Annotated in this window: 19 protein-coding genes; 13 read left to right on the top strand and 6 right to left on the bottom strand. The window is 69.4% G+C overall.

Annotated elements, in window-relative coordinates; translation table 11 throughout:
• Positions 1 to 35 precede the first annotated feature (35 nt).
• The 5 genes from ACQP1K_RS29370 to ACQP1K_RS29350 all read left to right on the top strand — a co-directional run bounded on the left by ACQP1K_RS29370 (position 36) and on the right by ACQP1K_RS29350 (position 4,650).
• Complete coding sequence (locus ACQP1K_RS29370) at positions 36 to 485, top strand: NUDIX hydrolase (protein WP_433501747.1); 450 nt, start codon at positions 36 to 38, stop codon at positions 483 to 485.
• A 250-nt stretch (positions 486 to 735) separates the two neighbouring features.
• Entirely contained in the window at positions 736 to 1,041 is a 306-nt protein-coding gene (locus tag ACQP1K_RS29365; protein WP_433501746.1) for a hypothetical protein, read from the top strand.
• Complete coding sequence (locus ACQP1K_RS29360) at positions 1,038 to 1,781, top strand: hypothetical protein (protein WP_433501745.1); 744 nt, start codon at positions 1,038 to 1,040, stop codon at positions 1,779 to 1,781. The genes ACQP1K_RS29365 and ACQP1K_RS29360 overlap by 4 nt, the downstream gene beginning before the upstream one ends.
• A gap of 32 nt (positions 1,782 to 1,813) precedes the next feature.
• Positions 1,814 to 3,196 carry a hypothetical protein gene (locus ACQP1K_RS29355; RefSeq protein ID WP_433501744.1) on the top strand — a complete coding sequence of 461 codons (1,383 nt, stop codon included), beginning with the start codon at positions 1,814 to 1,816 and terminating at the stop codon, positions 3,194 to 3,196.
• A complete protein-coding gene (locus tag ACQP1K_RS29350) occupies positions 3,193 to 4,650 on the top strand; it encodes an SCO6880 family protein (protein WP_433501743.1) in 1,458 nt (485 codons plus the stop codon). The genes ACQP1K_RS29355 and ACQP1K_RS29350 overlap by 4 nt, the downstream gene beginning before the upstream one ends.
• A gap of 229 nt (positions 4,651 to 4,879) precedes the next feature.
• Here ACQP1K_RS29350 and ACQP1K_RS29345 read toward each other — a convergent pair whose 3' ends face one another.
• Entirely contained in the window at positions 4,880 to 5,350 is a 471-nt protein-coding gene (locus ACQP1K_RS29345; protein ID WP_433501742.1) for a restriction endonuclease, read from the bottom strand.
• 281 nt (positions 5,351 to 5,631) lie between these two features.
• Complete coding sequence (locus ACQP1K_RS29340; protein ID WP_433501741.1) at positions 5,632 to 5,817, bottom strand: hypothetical protein; 186 nt, start codon at positions 5,815 to 5,817, stop codon at positions 5,632 to 5,634.
• A gap of 285 nt (positions 5,818 to 6,102) precedes the next feature.
• Here ACQP1K_RS29340 and ACQP1K_RS29335 point away from each other — a divergent pair, with 285 nt between their 5' ends.
• Both ACQP1K_RS29335 and ACQP1K_RS29330 read left to right on the top strand, forming a co-directional pair.
• Positions 6,103 to 7,731, top strand: a complete 1,629-nt coding sequence (locus tag ACQP1K_RS29335) for a hypothetical protein (protein WP_433501740.1) — start codon at positions 6,103 to 6,105, stop codon at positions 7,729 to 7,731.
• 567 nt (positions 7,732 to 8,298) lie between these two features.
• A complete protein-coding gene (locus ACQP1K_RS29330; protein WP_433501739.1) occupies positions 8,299 to 8,853 on the top strand; it encodes a pentapeptide repeat-containing protein in 555 nt (184 codons plus the stop codon).
• A 224-nt stretch (positions 8,854 to 9,077) separates the two neighbouring features.
• On the opposite strand, the gene ACQP1K_RS29325 is transcribed toward ACQP1K_RS29330, so the two are convergent.
• The 3 genes from ACQP1K_RS29325 to ACQP1K_RS29315 form a co-directional block, all read right to left on the bottom strand.
• On the bottom strand, positions 9,078 to 9,323 hold the full coding sequence (locus ACQP1K_RS29325) for a type II toxin-antitoxin system RelE family toxin (protein WP_055483174.1): 246 nt from the start codon (positions 9,321 to 9,323) through the stop codon (positions 9,078 to 9,080).
• On the bottom strand, positions 9,320 to 9,637 hold the full coding sequence (locus ACQP1K_RS29320) for a DUF6247 family protein (RefSeq protein ID WP_055483175.1): 318 nt from the start codon (positions 9,635 to 9,637) through the stop codon (positions 9,320 to 9,322). The genes ACQP1K_RS29325 and ACQP1K_RS29320 overlap by 4 nt, the downstream gene beginning before the upstream one ends.
• A 228-nt stretch (positions 9,638 to 9,865) precedes the next feature.
• A complete protein-coding gene (locus ACQP1K_RS29315) occupies positions 9,866 to 10,234 on the bottom strand; it encodes a hypothetical protein (RefSeq protein ID WP_433501738.1) in 369 nt (122 codons plus the stop codon).
• Positions 10,235 to 10,695: 461 nt separating this feature from the next.
• Between ACQP1K_RS29315 and ACQP1K_RS29310 the strand changes: the two genes are divergently transcribed.
• The 5 genes from ACQP1K_RS29310 (at position 10,696) to ACQP1K_RS29290 (ending at position 15,433) form a co-directional block, all read left to right on the top strand.
• On the top strand, positions 10,696 to 12,630 hold the full coding sequence (locus ACQP1K_RS29310; protein WP_433501737.1) for a type IV secretory system conjugative DNA transfer family protein: 1,935 nt from the start codon (positions 10,696 to 10,698) through the stop codon (positions 12,628 to 12,630).
• Positions 12,627 to 13,007 (top strand): DUF4913 domain-containing protein, encoded by a 381-nt coding sequence (locus ACQP1K_RS29305; RefSeq protein ID WP_433501736.1) that lies wholly within the window; start codon positions 12,627 to 12,629, stop codon positions 13,005 to 13,007. Before ACQP1K_RS29310 ends, ACQP1K_RS29305 begins: the two co-directional genes overlap by 4 nt.
• An 89-nt stretch (positions 13,008 to 13,096) precedes the next feature.
• Entirely contained in the window at positions 13,097 to 13,492 is a 396-nt protein-coding gene (locus tag ACQP1K_RS29300) for a hypothetical protein (RefSeq protein WP_433501735.1), read from the top strand.
• On the top strand, positions 13,492 to 15,000 hold the full coding sequence (locus ACQP1K_RS29295; protein ID WP_433501734.1) for a hypothetical protein: 1,509 nt from the start codon (positions 13,492 to 13,494) through the stop codon (positions 14,998 to 15,000). Before ACQP1K_RS29300 ends, ACQP1K_RS29295 begins: the two co-directional genes overlap by 1 nt.
• A gap of 76 nt (positions 15,001 to 15,076) precedes the next feature.
• Positions 15,077 to 15,433: a hypothetical protein gene (locus ACQP1K_RS29290; protein ID WP_433501733.1), complete on the top strand. Its 357-nt coding sequence runs from the start codon at positions 15,077 to 15,079 to the stop codon at positions 15,431 to 15,433.
• A gap of 39 nt (positions 15,434 to 15,472) precedes the next feature.
• Here ACQP1K_RS29290 and ACQP1K_RS29285 read toward each other — a convergent pair whose 3' ends face one another.
• Entirely contained in the window at positions 15,473 to 16,897 is a 1,425-nt protein-coding gene (locus ACQP1K_RS29285; RefSeq protein WP_433501732.1) for a hypothetical protein, read from the bottom strand.
• 202 nt (positions 16,898 to 17,099) lie between these two features.
• On the opposite strand from ACQP1K_RS29285, the gene ACQP1K_RS29280 reads away from it, so the two are divergent.
• A complete protein-coding gene (locus ACQP1K_RS29280; RefSeq protein WP_433501731.1) occupies positions 17,100 to 17,540 on the top strand; it encodes a hypothetical protein in 441 nt (146 codons plus the stop codon).
• Position 17,541 lies beyond the last annotated feature (1 nt).

Below are 17,541 nucleotides of genomic sequence, written 5' to 3'. Positions count from 1 at the left end.
GTTTCGCGTGATTCAAACCATCACCAGGAGATGCTGTGTCCACACCAGCCGGGATATTCCGCCCCCACGTCGGGGTGCATCTGATCCTCGTCGAGCACAGCAAGGTATTGATGCTTCAGCGAGCGAACACCGGCTTCGCTGACGGAATCTGGTCGGTGCCGGGCGGCTGTCTCGATGAAGGCGAGTCCCTACTGGCGGGCGCGGCCCGTGAAGCCCTCGAAGAACTCGGCATTCTCATCGACCCCGCAGACCTGCGGTTCGTGCATCTGTGCCACCACGCCGACCCTGACGGGCAGGCACGCATCGGCGTGTTCTTCGCCGCTCGGTGGTGGAAGGGGATACCGTCCAACGCCGAACCGGGTAAATGCAGCAAGATCGACTGGTTCACCCTCGGAGATCTCCCCGATGAGGTCGTCACGTACATCCGCACCGGCATCGACGCATACGCTCGCGGAGACACCTTCAGCCTCGACGGTTGGGCATAGCGCGGCGTGGCCCGCGCTGGCGAATCGACGAAGCCTCGGCCAGTGGCCGGGGCTTCACCACGCAGTGCTCGATTGTGAGTTCAAGACACGTGCTCGAGCGGATGCTATTCCACGCCCATCCGGTTGGCAATCTTCCGGATGTCGTATGTGTCCTTCCGCTGGCGTCACGGCGTGTGCAACCCCTGGTGGGGCTTCCTGAGCATTGACCGATGTGAGCTCGTGGGAGCTCGGGAGCCAGGGGAGAGGCCTGATGTGGCTGCAGATGCTGCAGGACGCGTTCGGTGGCGTCCTGTTCCCGCACGATCTTGTCAATGATCCCTCACCGAAGGTGCCGCCGGGGCTGCAGCCGAAGATCGAGCTGCTTCTCGCCTGGGGGAAGTGGGCCTGCCTGATCCTCGGCATCGCCGGGATCCTGATCTGTGCGGGCAAGATGGCGATCGGCCAGTCCGGGCGGTCGCACTACGCGGCTGAGGGCGCCTCCGAACTCCCCAAGGTCCTGCTCGGGGTGTCGCTGGCGGCGGTCGCCGTACCGATCATCATGGCGGTCTTCGGGTGAACCGGCCTCGCAACGGCCGCAGGCTGCTCGTCTACGGCGGGGTCGCGGCGGTTCTGGTCGCCGCCGTGGTGCTCTTGACGGTCACGCGGTGGTCGTCGCCGGTCGATCGCGCGCACACGATCCCCTCGCCGCCGGCTGCCCAGGCGCATGCCGTACCGCCGGGCTTCGCCGATCCGGCTATGCCCGATGTGGACGTGCGCGACTGGCGGTGGACGGACTTCCACGGCGTACGACTGCCGTACTCCTCTTCCGACGGCCCGCGCGTGGTGGCCGGGGATCGGGCGTACGGCTTCGCACCGACGCCAGCGGGGGCGCTGCTGGCCGCGCTGCATCTCGGCATGCGGGCCAGCCCACGCTGGGGCCCGGCCGTGTTCGAGCCGACCATCACCGAGCAGTTCACCGGACCGGAGACCTCGGCTCTGCTGCGGTCGGTGCGGGCCACCTACGACAGCGTCCGTGCGGTGGCGGGCGTCGCCGACGGCGAGCCGATCGGGCGGGCGTACGTGGTGGTGGAGGCCTTCCGGTGGCAGGCCTACGTCCCTGGCCTGGCGGTCGTCGATGTGGTCGTGGCCGGCCCCGGACACGACAGCACCACCGTGCGTGCCGCCATGCGGATGCAGGTGCTGTGGCGGGATGGCGACTGGCGGGTGGTGGCCCCGCCCGGCGGCGACTGGGCGCGTACGTCGGCCGTGGTGACCGACCTGACCGGCTACACCCGCTTCCCCGCGTCCGCGCGATGACGGGCGGCCCAGTGATGACTGGCGGCCCGACGATGACGTTCATCCCGGACCTGGTCACCGCACCGACCCCGCCGGGCTGTGCCGACATGACCTCCCCGTTGTGCGCCGCCGAGACGGTCGGCAATGCCGTACTGCCCGGCACCGGCACCCTCGGCCGCGCAGCGGTCGAAGGCGGTGGCCAGGTCCTCAACGACACCGCGGGAGCAGCCGCCAAGGGCGCGGTGCAGTACGGCGTGAACGGCCTGGCCGACGCGATCCAGTACGCGGTGTCCTGGCTGATCACCAACACGGTCTCCTGGTGGGTACGGATCGACTCACCCTGCCTGGTGGTCGACCCGGTGGCCGGCTGCAGCGGCCCGTCGGCGTCCGACGTGATCACCCGGATGCAGCAGTGGACGCTCCCGTTCGCCGTCGCCATCGCCGCGCTGTCGCTGCTGGCGGCCGCAGCCAAGATCGCCATCACGCGCAAGACCACGCCGCTGCTGGACGTCGGCACCGGCTTGCTCGTCATCTGCGGTACCGGCAGCCTCGGTGTGCTGCTGCCCGCCCTGCTGCTGAAGATCGGCGACGAGTGGTCCGGCTGGGTCCTGAATATGGGCACCGGCGACTTCGCCAAACGCCTTACCACTGTCCTCGGCCTGACCGGCGCCTCGCCCGGAGTGGTGATCGTGCTCGGGATCGTGGCCATCATCGCCGCGGCGATCCAGGCGGTGCTGATGCTGTTCCGCCAGGCCGCGCTGGTCGTGCTGGCCGGGGTGCTGCCGCTGGCGGCCGCCGGGTCGATGACCGCGCTCACCCGCCCGTGGTTCCGCCGGGTGACAGGCTGGATGCTCGCGCTGATCTTCTACAAGCCCGCGGCCGCCATGGTGTACGCCACGGCGTTCGCGATGCTCGGCGATGCCTCCGACACCAGGTCGACGTTCATGGGCTTCGCCATGATCGTCTTGTCGATCCTGGCACTGCCCGCGCTGCTGAAGTTCTTCACCTGGGCCACCGGCAGCATCAGCGAGACGGCCTCGGGCGACGGTTTCCTCGGCACGGCCGTCGGGGGAGCGGTCGCGATCGGCGCCTTTCGCGGCGGTCGCGGCCTGGGCGGGGCGGGCGGGGCCAGCGCCGTCGACCACGCCCGCTTCATGTCCTCCTCCATGCCCCCACCTGGCGGGGCACGTCCCCCCGCGTCCGGCCCGGGCCCCGCGCCGGGTCCGGCCCCTGCGGGCGGGAGCCGTACGGCATCCGCCCGGCAGACCTCCACGGCCGCCACCGCGTCCACGGCGTCGGCGGCCAGGGCGGGAGCCGCAGCCGGTCCCGCCGGAGCAGCGGCCGGGGTGGTCGTCTCAGGGCTGGCCACCGGCGCGAAGAAGGCCGGCGGCACCGTCTCCGACTCGATGACCCCGCCACGACAGGAACGGACATGAGCCCGCAGACAGAGCCGCGTACCTACGGGGGATGGCGGCGCCGGCGCGGCATCGGGCTGTTCGGAATGGGCGTCGGTGTGACGTTCGCCCTGCTCGGCGTCGTCGTGGCGCTACTGGTGGCCGCCGCCGTCTCACCCCGCGCGCTGGTGTACCTGGTGCCGCCCCTGCTCATGGCCGCTCTGCTCGGCCTGGCCCCGGCCGGCGCGACGCCGCTGGCGGGGGTGCTGCTGGTGCGGTGGCGCTGGTGGTACGGCACCCGCCGCGACCTGACCCGCTTCCGTTCCGAGCCGCATCTTGAGCTGCCCGGCGTGCTGGCCCCCACCGTGCCACTGTCCATGATGGACGGGTACGGCCGGCCGTACGGTCTGGTGTGGGACCGCCGCACCGGACATCTGACCGCGACGCTGCGGGTGGTGGCCACCTCCCCGTGGCTGGCCGACCGCGACGACGCCGACACCTGGGTCGCCTGCTGGGGCGGCTGGCTGGCCTCCCTCGGGCATGTGCCGACGGTGCGCTGGGTCAGCGTCACCGTGGAGACCGCCCCCGAGCCGGGCAGCAGGCTCGCCGACACCATCGCCGCCTCCGTCGACCCGGCATCGCCCGATGCGGCCAGGGCGATCCTGGCCCAGCTGGTCGCGTCCGCACCCGCCGCGGCCGCGCACGTCGACACCCGGGTATCGATCACCTTCGACCCCAAGGCATCGCCGCTGGCGCTGTCCACGCTCGCCGAGGCCGCCGCCGAGGTGTCCCGGACGTTGGAGGGCCTGGAGTCGGCACTCGGTTCCTGCGGGGTCACCGTGCTGGGGCGGGCCTCGGCCGCCGAGATCGCCGGCATGGTGCGTACCGCCTTCGACCCGAGTGCACGGGGTGAGGTCAGCAGGGCGCTGGCCCACCCGGTCGAGGGGGAGTGGCCCTCGGGGTGGGCCGATGCCGTACCGCTGTCGGCCGAGGAACTCCCCGGCTGCTACCGGCACGACAGCGGCGTGTCGGTGGCGTGGAGCTGGCAGGAGGCTCCCCGGCAGAACGTCCACGCCGATGTGCTGGCCCGGCTGATCGCGCCCGGACCGTACCCGAAGCGGGTGACGCTGCAGTACCGGCCGTTCCCGGCGTCCGCCGCCGGCCGGGTGCTGGAAAGCGAAGTCACCTCGGCCGCTTTCCGCCAGGCCTACCGGCGCCGCACGGGCAGGGACGAGACCGCCCGCGACGCCTTCGACCAGGCCCGGGCCAGGCAGGCGGCCAGCGAGGAGGCGATAGGCGCCGGGGTGTGCCTGGCCGCCATGTTCGTCACCGTCACCGTGCTGGATGCCGCCGACCTGCCACAGGCCATCGCCACGACCGAAGCCGCCGCCGAATCATCCAAGATCCGCCTGCGGCTGCTGACCGGGTCCCAGGCCGCTGGCTTCGCCGCCACCCTCCCCTGCGGCATCTGCCCACCCGCCCTTGCCCGCCGTTAATCGGCGGGACCTTATCCGGCACGGCTAGGTTGCCGACATCCGATATCAACCTATTTCGCGCGTTTCGAACGGCCCGTAGACCTGTCGGCGACGGACTGCGCTCTCGTCTTGAACCCGGTCTTGGCGCTCCTGCTGTTCGGGTTCCGGTCTGCGGCGCTTTGAATGCGCTGAGCGTCCTCGGGCGTCAGCTTTCGACTCTTCTTCGAGTCGCCGCTGTCGTTTGTTCCGTTCATGCCACCTCCTGGGAATCGGCCAGCAGGGGTTTGGTGTGCGGACGCATCAGGCGGGTCGCAGTGTGAAGCAGGCGCCGTCGGAACCGTAGCGGGGTACTCAGCCCCAGGAGCCGTTGGAGAGGTACCCCGTCAGTTGCCCACCGCTGGAGGGCATGACGGTCGACGAGGTGGATCCGGAACTGGGCGGCGCTGTCTTGGGCTCCCTGTGTGAAGGACCCGTTGGTGACAACGACGGCGACGTCCGCTCCATGAGCGGGACCCGCTGTGCCGTTGACCTGGTAGATGACAGGAGCCCCGACTTTGCCGCCGGTCGTCGTGTGCTTGCACTGCACCACGATGCGGTAGCCGCGTTCGTCATGGCCGATGACGTCGGCCGCCTTGTCTCCCCGCCCACCGACCTGTCTGGCGTCGATGCCGTCGCGCACCATGAGATCGCGTACGGCGAACTCGAAGGCCAGGGGGTTCATCTGGTCCAACTCCGGCAAGGTGAGCCGTGAATGTCGCAGCCGGGCGGTCCGGCTACGGACTGCGAGAACTCGCCACCTCCCCAACGCCGCAATCGTCAGGACGAGGCAGAATCCGAGGGAAACCGCGACATACCAATGCCCGAAAATCAGGCCTACGGCTGCCCGGACCCCCTGGACCAGCCAGGAGGCGACAACGGCCGCGACGATGAGCGCCGCGATCCATTCCTTCGGGTTGGCTGGTATCCGTAACCGGAGAAGGCGCGGCAGGGAAGTCCTGCGTCTCATCGTCCTACGGTCTCCGACACCGATGACTGCTGGGAGGACTCTTGCTGATCTCCGAGTCCCTGGGTGAAGAGCCAGGCCAGCACGGCGATCACGGCCAGGACGACCCAGCCTGAAGTCTTCGTGCTTTTCGGCTTGGGTTTCCTGACCCAATGTCCGCGCCGATAATACATGTTCTGCGACATGAGGTTCTCCTATGGATCAACTGCGATTTTCGGTGGCCCTCGGCCACAGAGAAATATAAGCATCCACCACCGACAAAAGAGTAAAAAGATCACACATCTCTTAAAGCAGAAATAGAAGAAGTTCCTCTCCATAAGGTGAGCGTCTTGTTTCTCTCACGTTCCACCGCGAGCATGCCGACCCTCGACCGAAAGATCGTTTCAGCTGTTTGGTGCACGTCGTCGGCCCCAGATCGAGCTGGAGGCACACGGGAACAAATTCGAGGCTTGCCCGCAGGTCCTGACGGGATGGTCTACGCGGATGCCTGTCACAGGCCCTGCAATCTCCTCCAAGGCCTACTGGAGGCGCTGATCGACTGGGGGAGGGGCCTGATGGCCGTGCTGGAGTTTCGTTCGCGCCGTGATCCGGTACGGCTGCCGCCGAGGCTGTTGGTGGCGGTAGCCGTACCGGACGTCGTTGAGCGGGGGAGAGGACGGGCGGTGGCTCCGGCTCGGGGGTGGCGCAGGCCGTACGGCGGGCGGGCGGTGCATGTGGCGCCCGGGGTGGAGTATCAGGCGACGACCACGCAGGTGTGCGGGCTGTACCCGTTCGTCGCCGGCTCGGGCACCCCCTCGATCGGCACCCCGATCGGGCGGCATCAGCTGTCCGGGGAGGTCGTCTGCCTGGATCCGCTGACGTGGCTGCGCGCCGGCCTGGTGACCAACCCCGGCGTGTTCGTGCTCGGCCAGCCCGGCACCGGCAAGTCCACCCTCGTCAAACGCTTGATCACCGGGGCGGTCGCCTTCGGCTCTACCGCGCTGATCCTCGGCGACACCAAACCCGACTACACGCCGCTCATCACCCACCTCGGCGGGCAGGTCATCACGGTCGGGCGCGGGATGGACCGCCTCAATCCCCTGGACGCCGGGCCGCTGGGCGCCGCGCTGCGGCACATGGCCGGGCCCGATGCCCGGCGGTTGCGCTGGGAGGTACGCGGCCGCCGCCTGTCGCTGCTGCTCGCGCTGTGCACGCTGATCCGCGAGACCCGGATCAGCAACGCCGAGGAGGTCGTGCTCGGCCGCGCCGTCGACCTGCTGGACGAACGGCTCGCGCGCGAGCCGACGGTGCCCGACGTCCTGGCCCTCATTGAGGAGGGCCCTGAGCCACTGCGATCGGCCGCCCGTACCGACACCGTCGAGGCCTACCGTGAGCGCACGCGCGAGCTGGTGTTCACCCTCGACCTGCTGTGCACCGGCTCCCTGGCCGGGGTGTTCGACGGCCCGACCACCCACCCGCTGGACCTGACCGCCCCGGCGGTCGGCATCGACATCTCCCGCATCGGCGCGGCCGGCGACAAACTGCTCACCGCAGCGATGCTGTCCACCTGGGCGTACTCCTTCGCCATGGTCGACGCCTGCGCCGCGCTCGCCGAGCTGGGCCTGGCCCCGCGCCGGTCCTGGCTGGGCGTGATGGACGAGCTGTGGCGTGCCCTGCGCGGCGCCGGTGGCTTGGTCGAGCACGCCGACGCGCTGACAAGGTTGAACCGGGCCAAGGGCATGGCCTCGATCATGATCACACACTCGCTGTCGGACCTAGACGCTCTGGCCGGTGAGGAGGACAGGGCCAAGGCCCGCGGCTTCGCCGACCGCTCAGCCATCACCGTGCTGGCCGGCCTGCCGCCGCGCGAGCTCGCCCGCGTCAGCCAGATCACCCCGCTGACGGCGCCGGAACAAGACCTGGTCGCCTCCTGGTCGGCGCCGGACTCCTGGCAGCCCGGCGCCAAGCATCCCGGACGCGGCAAGTATCTGATCAAGACGGGGGAGCGACTCGGCATCCCGGTCGAGCTGGCGCTCGTCGGCGTCGAGCATGAGCTGTACGACACAGACCCGGAGTTCGGCCCATTTTCTGGACGGAGCCCGAGGGGCCATAGCCGGTGAGGCGGGTGTTCACACCCCGGGGTTCCCGGAACCGGGTTGGCGTTCGTGACGGCGCCGGCAGTGCCGCAGGGTTCGCTGATGGCCCGGCGGTGTCGGATTCGGCGGTTGAGACCGATCGGCCATGCGGCGGCGAGGCGGGCGCCATTTACCGCACAGGGGTTTGTCCAGGTCGGCGTTGCTGATGTGACGCGCGTCGTCGGCGAGTGCGGCCTTCAACCGCTACCGGACTTGGGGAGATTCCCACCAAAGAGCTTGCGGTAAAGCCCTTGGAGGGGCCGCGTTCGCGGTCCGGCGGCACGGCCAGTTCCCGCACGCCACCGGGCATCCAGCGCAGCCACCAGCACTCCTCCCAGTCGTCGATAGCGAGGGCCAGGTGCGCGTTGTCGTGGCCTGGAACGCTTCAGTACGCCGAAGCGCACGGGCATCTAGGCTCCACCCATGTCCTCCTCCATCTCTCGTTCTCAGCAGAAGCAGCCGAAGGAACCGGCCACCCCCAAGCTGCCCACATCACTCGCCGTCGCACGGTTACCCGAACACGACCTCGAAGACGACCGCACATATCGCTCGATGGCGTTCACGGGCATTGACCTGTCGGATCGTGATGTGGAGATTGCCGACTTCGAGGGTTGCCGCCTCGTCGACACCGGCTTCACGGGCACCCGGCTGCGCCGGGCGGACTTCGTCGATGTGGAGTTCGAGCGCTGCGACCTGTCAACCATGGCGGCCAGGATGACGACCATGCGGCACAGCCTGGTGTCGTCGAGCCGGTTGACCGGAACGACTTGGACGGAGTGCGCGTTCCGCGACGTGCTATTCGACGGGTGTCGCGCTGACCTGGTCGGGTTCAGATTCTCAACGTTCACCGGCACCGTCTTCCGGGACTGCTCGATGTCGGAGGCCAACTTCCAAAACGCCGACCTTCGGGGTGTTCGCTTCGAACGCTGCGACCTGACGAGAGCTCAGTTCTCCCAGGCCCAGATGGATGGAGCCCGCTTCGCTGACTGCATCCTGACGGGGATCGGCGGCGTGACCGCCTTCAACGGGGCGATCGTCAGGAGCCAGGACGCCCAGGGCCTGCTCTACGTCCTGGCCGGGGCGCTAGGCATCAGCATCGAGCAATAGACATGTCTGGTGGCCCCGAGATCCTGGGGCATCCGAACTCGGTCGGGCCCGGCCGGGAGCTTGCCGTCTCACGTACCTGAGGCATCTGAGCAAATACCTCATGATCGACGAGACATGCCTCAGGTCGTGAGACCGGACACTTGCCAGTCGGCACCTGGGCATGCCGGTTGTCGTCGGCCCGGGGTTCTGGCTCGTTAACGGCACCGACTTCTAACTCCTCGGGGTCAGCCTGCCCAGAGGATGTCGTACACCGTGATGGTGCGGCGGGGCCGGTCAAGGTAGAACGCGACGATGCCGCGATCGCCGAAGGTGGCGTGGCGGAAGTTCGGCTCCTCGGCGCGGACGGGCGTGCTGTCCAGCGGATCGTCGCCGAGTTCCAGCAGGCGATCCACGAGCGCGGTGAACGCCTCCGGCGGTAAGCCGGGGATCTTGCTGGAGGCCGAGGCGTGATAGATGAGGTGGTAGTTCACCCGGCGCGGCCCGCCCGGCGGGCGGCCACCAGGTCGGCCCAGCCGGGGATGACGTCCTCGGCGGGAATGCGGTTGATGCCCTGCGCCGCCTCGTGCTTGGCCTGCTCGTGCCCGGGATCGGCGTACATCAGGGCGCGCAGGTGCCACAGGTGGAGGACCTTCTGCAGCTGGCGGTAACGCCAGGGTTCCGCGGCGGCGCTCAGGGCCTCGCGATACTCGGCGAGGAACTGGGACCGGTACTGCTCAGGCAGGCGGCTCACGATGTCATCGGGGTCGTGCCCGGCGTCGTGGTATTCGACCGGCTGAGCTGTCACCGTCGCCTCCTCCTGCTCGCCTCTGGGGCCAGTGTACGACGGGAGCACCAAGTCAGCGGTGGTGCCGATGCTCCCCGGAAATGCGGACACCGGTGTCCGTACGGCCGAAGGCGGCAGCTTGACAGCGGAGGGAGAGCAAACATTGAACATGTCGTGCTCTCTGGGGCATGGAAGTGGCGCCGGGAACCCCCGATGGAATCGGGAGCCCGGCGTTCGCGTTTTCACCGGTCACATCTCGCCTGCTTCCAGGAACGCGACGCGCTCCTCGAACAGCGGCCACCACAGGTGCTCCCCGCCCAGCCACCCGGTAACGACTCCGGCGATGACGTCAGCCGTCCATAGCGCCGCGTCCAAACTGGCTCGCTCCCACCTGACCAACATCTCGGCGGCGACCTCGCCGCGTCTGCGAAGGACCGTCAGGATCGCCCGGTCTGCGGCATCCTGCTCTCTGCGCGACTCGAAGACCACGGTTCCGACGTCACGTGCCGACAGCTCGGGCAGCAGTCGGAGCAGACAGTGTCGCCTTGCGCGTTCCGGGCGGCTCGCTGTGCCGTGCAGACTGACGGCGACCACAGAGGTGAAGTCGAGGGTCGCCACCGCCTGCGCGATGAGAGACCTTCGAGCCGACCGTTCCGTCCTCCAGTGAACGGTGGGTGCCTTCCCATACCGAAGGGCGTCCATCAACGACCTGACGTGGTCAAGCCCTTCAGGAGGGAGGAGAACAGCGGCGAGGACGTAGACGCAGTCATCGTCCGCGCACTCGGCAGCTTTCATCGACGAAGGCGAGAAGCACGGCCCGACCTTACGTCACGACCAGTACCCGGCCCTATACGTTCCGCCACATCCCCGGTGAAGGCACAGCGCCCAGGAGAGTTCGCTCAGCCGGTCAGTCTCGGCCAGTTGTGCTAAGTGGCACAGGCCCCGGTCATGCCTCTGCCACGACACGCAGCCGGGGCACGGCCATGTACGGATGCCACCGGCCCGCGGTCACAGGGTGAGCAACACCTCGACGCGACGCTCGCCGGCATGGATCTCTCGCAAACCGCGGGACGTGACCGGTGAGCCGGGCGCTGGGGCCGGGGGCGCCGCTCATTCCCGGGCCCGCCTTCAGCGGCTGGTTCCTGCTCGGCGTGCTGTGGAGCCTGGCCGGGCTGATCGTGACGGTGTGGGCGGCGGCCAAGCTCGCCGCTGCCATCACCGGCGGCACGGTCGCCCCGCTGGGGACGGCGTTCGTCGCCGACGTGCTGCACGGCCGTACGGCTTCCGCCTGGCCGGGCACGCCGACCTGGGTGGTCGTCGCCCTCGCCGCTGTCCTGGTGGTGGCGGTCGCGGCGGTGACGCTCACGGCATGCCGGGTGGTGCTGCGGCGGCTTCCCGCTCCGGCCGATCCGATCGCGGCGCTGGCCCGTAACCCGCGTCTGGCCGTCTTTCACGCTCTGCCGACCGCCCGTACGGCGATCCGGCTACGCCCGTCACTGTCCGGGCGGGAGCCGTACCGGATCGAGCCTGGCGAGATCGGGCTGGAGCTCGGCGAGCAGCTGCTGCCCAAAGGCCGCAGGGGGCCGGTGCTGTATTCGAGCTGGGAGGACACCGAGGTCGACCTCATGGCCCCGCGCTCGGGCAAGACGACCGCGCGCAGCATCCCGCACGTGCTGTCGGCGCCCGGGGCGGTGGTGGCCACCAGCAACAAGGAAGACCTGTGGGCCGCCACCGCCGAGCTGCGCGCACGGCGCGGCACGGTATGGCTGTTCGACCCGCAAGCGATCACCTACCAGCCGCAGCACTGGTGGTGGAACCCGCTGCGAGAGCTGGTCACGGTCGAGGACGCTCACCGCCTGGCCGGGCACTTCGTCCTCACCGTCGAGGACCCCGCCAAGCGGGACCTGTGGGGGCCGGCCGCCCAGGACCTGCTGTGCGCGCTGTTCCTGGCCGCGGCGACCTCCGGCCGCACCCTGCGGCATGTGGCCGGCTGGCTGGACGAGCCCGCCGTGCCGACGCCGTGCGAGCTGCTCACCGAGGCGGGCTTCCACCTGTTGGCCTCCAGCCTGCGCGGTGCCCAGAACGGCGCGGTGGAGACCCGGGACGGGATCTATCAGACCGCCCGCACCGCCGCCAAGGCGCTCCGCGACGAGGCGATCATGGCCTGGGTCACCCCCTGTGAGTTGCCCGGCTTCGACCCGTACGGCTTCGCCCGCACCGGCACCGACACCCTCTACCTGCTGTCGCAGAACCGCTCGGCGGCCGCCCCGCTGATCGCCGCCCTGGCCGACGTGGTCATGCGCGCCGCCAAGCGCGAGGCCGAACGCATGGGCGGACGGCTCGACCCGCCGCTGACCGTCTGTCTGGACGAGGCGGCCAACATCTGCCGGATCGCCGACCTGCCCGAGCTGTACTCCTACATGGGCTCGCGCGGCATCTGTCTGGTCACCATCCTGCAGTCCTACGAGCAGGGCATCACGGTGTGGGGCGAGCACGGCATGGCCGCCCTGTGGGGCGCGGCCACCAAGAAACTGATCGGCGCCGGGGTCGACTCCCCGCGCCTGGCCCGCGACCTGGCCACCCTGGTCGGGCAGCACGACGTCCCGGTCAGAAGCCTGTCGTACGGCGACCGCCACGCGAGCGAGCAGATCAGCCTGCGCCGCCAGGACATCCTCGAGCCCGCCGCGATCCGCGCACTCGAACCCGGCACGGCGCTGCTGCTGGCCACCGGGGTGCGGCCCGCCCTGATCCGGCTGCGCCCCTGGTACGCCGGCCCGCACGCCCAGCAGATCGCCGCCGCGCTCGATCGCGCCACCGCCTCCATCACCGAACACGCCGTACGGCTGTCGCCGGCCGCAGCCGGGCCGGTGATCACCCGGCAGCCGTACGACTCCGGCCGAAAGCACGTGCTCCCAGCGCGCGAGCCGTACGACGACGACCCGGTCGGCGACGAGCTCGGCAGCGTCGGCGGCGGGGAGCCGTACGACGGCCCGGTGGGGGAGGGGCGCCCGTGAGCGCCGAGACCGAGCAGGCGGCGCAGCCGGTGTTCGCCTCGCTGGAGGACTGGGTGACCGAGCGGTTCCTGCCGATGTACCGGCGGACGCTGGGCGGGGAGTACCGCTGGTGCGCGGAGTGGTGGCGTCACGCCGAGGCCATCTCCCGGCTGACGACGCTGTGGCATCTGTGGGAGACCCTGCGGCTCAAGCCCGGCACCGGGATGGCCGAGTGGTACGTCCACCTCGACCACCATCTGCCGATCCTGCTCGGCGCCCGCGGCCCCTTCTATCAGTGCAGCCAGACCGAGCACCTGGAGCCGCACCCGGGCCGCGCCGTCCCCGCGCCGCCGTGGTGGTGGTCCGGCCTGTCCTCTCCTGAGGCGGCCGGCACATGAACCGGGCCATCCACAGATCCGCACTCGATCACGCCGTACGGCGGTGCCCGAGATGACCATTGAGGCCCATCTCGAGGAAAGGAAGAACCTTGATCTCCATCAGTGACGCGTACACCGCCCTCAACGAGCGGCACGGGGCCGGCCTGCAGGCCGTGACCGCCGCGGCGATCGACGCCTTCACCTCCATCGCCATCGGCATGGACGCGGGCGAGCTCAACGGTCCATCGGAGCGGTACCCCACCTTCGCACTGCTTCGGCAGGAGGCCCTCGAGGGCATGGCCGCGCTCGGCGCCCAGGTCGGCCCCGAGTTCCGCGATGCCTCCGCCCTCGCCCAGGTGCCAGACCTGGACGAGGTCGGCAGACTCGGCCGACTGTCGTGCGAGGTGCTCGTAGACAGCGCAGAGAACTGCTCCGACCCGGGCGAAGTGCATGGCCTGCTCAACGCTGCCATCCACGCGGGACGGATCCGGGACCTGCTCGCCTGATGGACACGACCTTCGGAGACCTCCTGGACGACGCCCTGGGACACCTGGGCGGCGTTGCCGTCCACGACCGTGATCACCTGGATGCCGCCGTCACAGCCGCGGCGAAGGACGCCAGCCGGTCACTGACCGCGATGCTGGCGCGCTGCGCCGAGGACTTCGCCCACGCCGGCGAGGTCGCGGCCCCCATTCGTCAGGCATCTCTCCTGCTCACTCGGCTGGAGGAGCCCGGACCGGCGGCGGCCGCCGCGCACCCGCTTCCCCTGCATGTGCGGGCAGCCGCGACGGCTTGGGGTGCCGCGGGTGACATGCTGGCCACCCACTTCACCCGGCACAGGGACGCCCCTCGGTCCGACTGGGCCGCCGTCATCAGCAATCAGCGGGTGCGTGAGCATCTGCTGAGTGAGGTCACCGACCACGCGCTGGCGCTGGCGGAGATCCTGGATGGTACGGCTCTCGCCCACGAACCCGACGTGCAGCAAGCCTGCGTCCTGCTGCGCTCACCCGCCGTACAGCAGGCCTCCCGCTCGGGTGATGCCGCGGCGCTGCGCGCGGTCCCGCTCAACTATTCCCCGCAGCCGCCCCAGCCGCTCCCGCAGGTGGCGCAGACCCCCCAGGAGCTGTCCACGCACATCGTCACCAACATTGACGCCCTGCGCGCGCTACACCACCGTATCCAGACGTTCAGCCCACGGGACTGGCAGCGTACGGCTCTGGCCGCCTCGATCATCACCGACCTCGCGGCGAAGACCCTCATCCAGCTGATCAACCGGACCTACGAGCTGAATCCCGGCCATGGCCGCCTCAGGCGGGCGCTGCGGCGTGCGGCCGAGGGCGTACACCAAGCGAAAACGGAGTGGAAGTGCGTGCTCCGTGCATGGAACGGCCGGGTCACGCCGGGCCCGATCGTCAATTCCGTACGCCAGCAACATCTGGAGCAGGTGGCCGTACGGCTCGGCCGGCTGCTGCACGACAACCCGGCGTGGACCCCCGCCAAGGATGACGCCGCACCGCCCAAGGCTCCTGGCGCGATCGCACCGACCACCGCCGACATGGTCCCGATCGCCCGTGCCGTGCTCCACTCGGTCGAAGGGCTGCTGGTCGTGGGCGAACGCGACCGCCGAAACGTGACAAAAGCACTTCACGTCGACGTCGGGCAGCCCGGGCGAGAGCAACTGCTGACCGCCTACACAGAACTCGGCACCTCGAAGTTCGGGACGTCGAGGGCACTCGGCGATGCGATGCTGCTGGCCGCCTCCCCCGAACTACATGACGGGCTGCGGCAGGAGATCCACCTGCTGGAACTACGCCGAGGCGGCAGGAAACTCGACGACCGCGCCGTCCGGAGATCGTACGGAAGCCCGCACCCTCTGGAAACACTCAACGCCCGCGCGGCCATGTCCGACTCCCGTCTCGACCTGTCCGCGGCGTCGCAGGCGGCCTCCGTGCCGGTCCCACCGTCGCCGATCCCCTCACCGCCGGTACGGCACCGCGGCAGCCCTTCCCCCTGAGCCCGCCGATGCGACCGCCACCCCTCGTAACCGAACACTCCCTGATCACAAAAAGCACTCGGAAGGAACGATCCAGATGACTGCTGTTCGAATGGCGGCCTCGGCTCTGCTGGTCACCGGATGCCTGCTGGCCACCGCCTCACCGGCTCAGGCCGCAGGCACTGGCTGGAGCGACCAGTGGGACGGCGTCGGACGGGTCACGGTGACCTCCAACCGCTATGAGATCATGCTCTGCAATCTCAGCCAGGACAACCAGGAGGTGACGGTGCGGTACTCGACGAACAACCCCTTCACCAAGGCCATCGAGACCCTCAAAGCGCCTCCGGGGGCGTGCACCAGCCAGGAGCCCTGGCTTTCCAAAATCAGGGTCTTCAAGCTCTGCGACAGGGCGAGCTGCAAGGCTCCGGTATGGGTCAACCGCTCCTGGCTGTAGCCGGGTGTTCCGCCCGCCGGCCGACGAACCGTCTCGTAGTTAACCGGCGGGCAGTTGGCGGTCGAGGTCGGCGACCAGATTCCGCGCCTCAGGAACGCGGTTGGCGTGCGGCCTGAGATCGTCGCGTAGACGGCGCAGGAGGCCGACGCAGCGCACGGAGGTGACGGTGGGAAGCCGTGCGAGAGTGCGCCGTCCCATCGCGACGGCTTGATCAAGGTCGCCGGCCTGGGTGTAGGCCAAACTGAGCCACGCCCCATGGCGTAGTGCCGACCGTTGGTAGGGGCTGGTGGCGTCCACCAGCGCCCTGTCTCGCAACAGATCCTCAGCCTCCAGTAACAGCTGTGCCCGGCGCGCGGGAATGCACCGGGCCAAGGCGACGAGGCTGCGTCCGGCGATGGCGTCAAGCTCAGTGCGGTTGACATAGCCGGCCCAGCGAGGAGCCCGATCCTGCTGGGCCTGAGCGCGGTCGAACATGGTCAGGGCCTGGTCGCGGGTACGGCGGAAGCTGGTCAGATCACCTGCGGCGGCGAACGCCAGCCCGCTGCGTGCCGCGATGAGGGCCTGTACAGCGGCGGGAGCGTCCGCGCAGGCCTCCTGTGCCGCTGAGGCAAGCTGGAGGGCGTCGTTCATCTTGCCGAGCGTGGTCGCCTGGTTGCTCATCAGGCCCAGAATGCTGGCGGCCAAAGCCCGGTCACCGGCTGCCTGGGCGGCATGCAGCCCGGCCAGATACCAGCGCTGGGCCTCACCGTCCCGCCGGGTGTCGTACGCCATGAATCCCGCGGTCTGGGCGAGCTGGGCAAGCGCCACGCACAGGCGTTTACCGGTCGACGCGTCGTAGCTTTCGTCCCGCAGCACGCGACCGACGCAGTTGAACTGGTCGGCCACGAAGGCGGCCGCAGCACCGCCCTGCTGATCGTCCAGCTGCTGGGCTTTGGTGACGATGTCTTCGATGAGTGTCACCACCGCGCCGGGTACTTTTCCCGTTCCGCGGGTCGATGCGATCACCGGCGGGGAGTGATCGAACCACTGCCAGGCGGGCCGGGTCAGGAGCGCGCCGGAAATCGCCGCGAACCTCCGCCGTGTCAGCATGCCTGGCCACTCTTTCAGGAGTTGGAGCAGTCCCGCGCCATCCCAGGGTACGTCGAGCCGGTGATCTGCCGGGACCCATGCCAGCGACCGGGACGCGCGGTGCGCCGGCCACACCTGGTCGAAGGCAACGGATTCGCCTAACGCCTCGGACAGCACCGATATCACGATGTCGGGAAGGGGGGCGTGCGGAACCTGCCCGCGGCGAAGCCAGCGGTACGGGGTTTTCTCGTGGATACGCCGGGTTTCGCCGGGAAGCAGAGCGAGCGCGGCGTTGACCTTCCGCGCCAGCGTCTCCGGTCGCCATCCCAGCGCATCGAGAAGGAGCTGAAGGGCCTGGTTGGGCCCGGCGGCACTGCCTGCGGGTGCGCTCGTCATGGGGAATCCAATTCCGGCAAACGGCGGATGACATCGACTGTAGCCAGTTCATACGGGGTGCGGGGTAAAGCGCACCATCCGCACCGCTCGCCTGTTCATCCGCACTTCTCGAACGGCTGGCTTCCCTATCGCGCAGGCGGCAGACGACCGAAGGTGGAAACCGTTCAGCGATGCGACCCCACCACCCGATGAGGAGGACCCGATGAAGGGATCCACTCTTTACGACGAGCCCGAAGCGGGAAAGACCACTGCCACCCGCATGCTCCCCAACGCTCCACACGCGGCGGAACAGCCCGCGCTCCCCGACGCGTTAACCCAGACATTCACTCGCCGCGTGCATCAGTACGCCAGCGGGCACGCCGAGGCGGTGGCGAGGCAACTCGCCACCAACCTGGCCGCCGTCTACCGCGTCGACAGCACGGTCACCGCACGTCACGGCATCGCGATGCTTCGACTCGGGGACCTGTGCGTATGGATCCGCCTCGGTGAAATCAGCTGGTCCACCGGCTCCCTCCACCCCAACGGCCGTCCGGTCACCGTCGCCGTCCCGGCCAGCCAGACCGCGCAGGCGGCTGAGCAGATCGCCGCCCGCTACCGGCAGGTCTGGGGCGTCGGCGGGACCTATGCCGTACGGGCTGGCTGAC

This window comes from Sphaerimonospora sp. CA-214678 (genome assembly GCF_050942215.1).
GTDB lineage: Bacteria > Actinomycetota > Actinomycetes > Streptosporangiales > Streptosporangiaceae > Sphaerimonospora.
Note: the sequence above shows the minus strand (reverse complement) of the source record. Positions and strands in the feature narration are given on the sequence as shown.

Coding starts and splice junctions, on each gene's coding strand:
- ACQP1K_RS29355 (WP_433501744.1), top strand. CDS start 1,814: ATGACGTTCATCCCGGACCTGGTCACCGCACCGACCCCGCCGGGCTGT.
- ACQP1K_RS29290 (WP_433501733.1), top strand. CDS start 15,077: ATGACTGCTGTTCGAATGGCGGCCTCGGCTCTGCTGGTCACCGGATGC.
- ACQP1K_RS29330 (WP_433501739.1), top strand. CDS start 8,299: ATGGCGTTCACGGGCATTGACCTGTCGGATCGTGATGTGGAGATTGCC.
- ACQP1K_RS29345 (WP_433501742.1), bottom strand. CDS start 5,350: ATGAACCCCCTGGCCTTCGAGTTCGCCGTACGCGATCTCATGGTGCGC.
- ACQP1K_RS29280 (WP_433501731.1), top strand. CDS start 17,100: ATGAAGGGATCCACTCTTTACGACGAGCCCGAAGCGGGAAAGACCACT.
- ACQP1K_RS29365 (WP_433501746.1), top strand. CDS start 736: ATGTGGCTGCAGATGCTGCAGGACGCGTTCGGTGGCGTCCTGTTCCCG.
- ACQP1K_RS29285 (WP_433501732.1), bottom strand. CDS start 16,897: ATGACGAGCGCACCCGCAGGCAGTGCCGCCGGGCCCAACCAGGCCCTT.
- ACQP1K_RS29335 (WP_433501740.1), top strand. CDS start 6,103: ATGGTCTACGCGGATGCCTGTCACAGGCCCTGCAATCTCCTCCAAGGC.
- ACQP1K_RS29295 (WP_433501734.1), top strand. CDS start 13,492: ATGGACACGACCTTCGGAGACCTCCTGGACGACGCCCTGGGACACCTG.
- ACQP1K_RS29350 (WP_433501743.1), top strand. CDS start 3,193: ATGAGCCCGCAGACAGAGCCGCGTACCTACGGGGGATGGCGGCGCCGG.
- ACQP1K_RS29340 (WP_433501741.1), bottom strand. CDS start 5,817: ATGTCGCAGAACATGTATTATCGGCGCGGACATTGGGTCAGGAAACCC.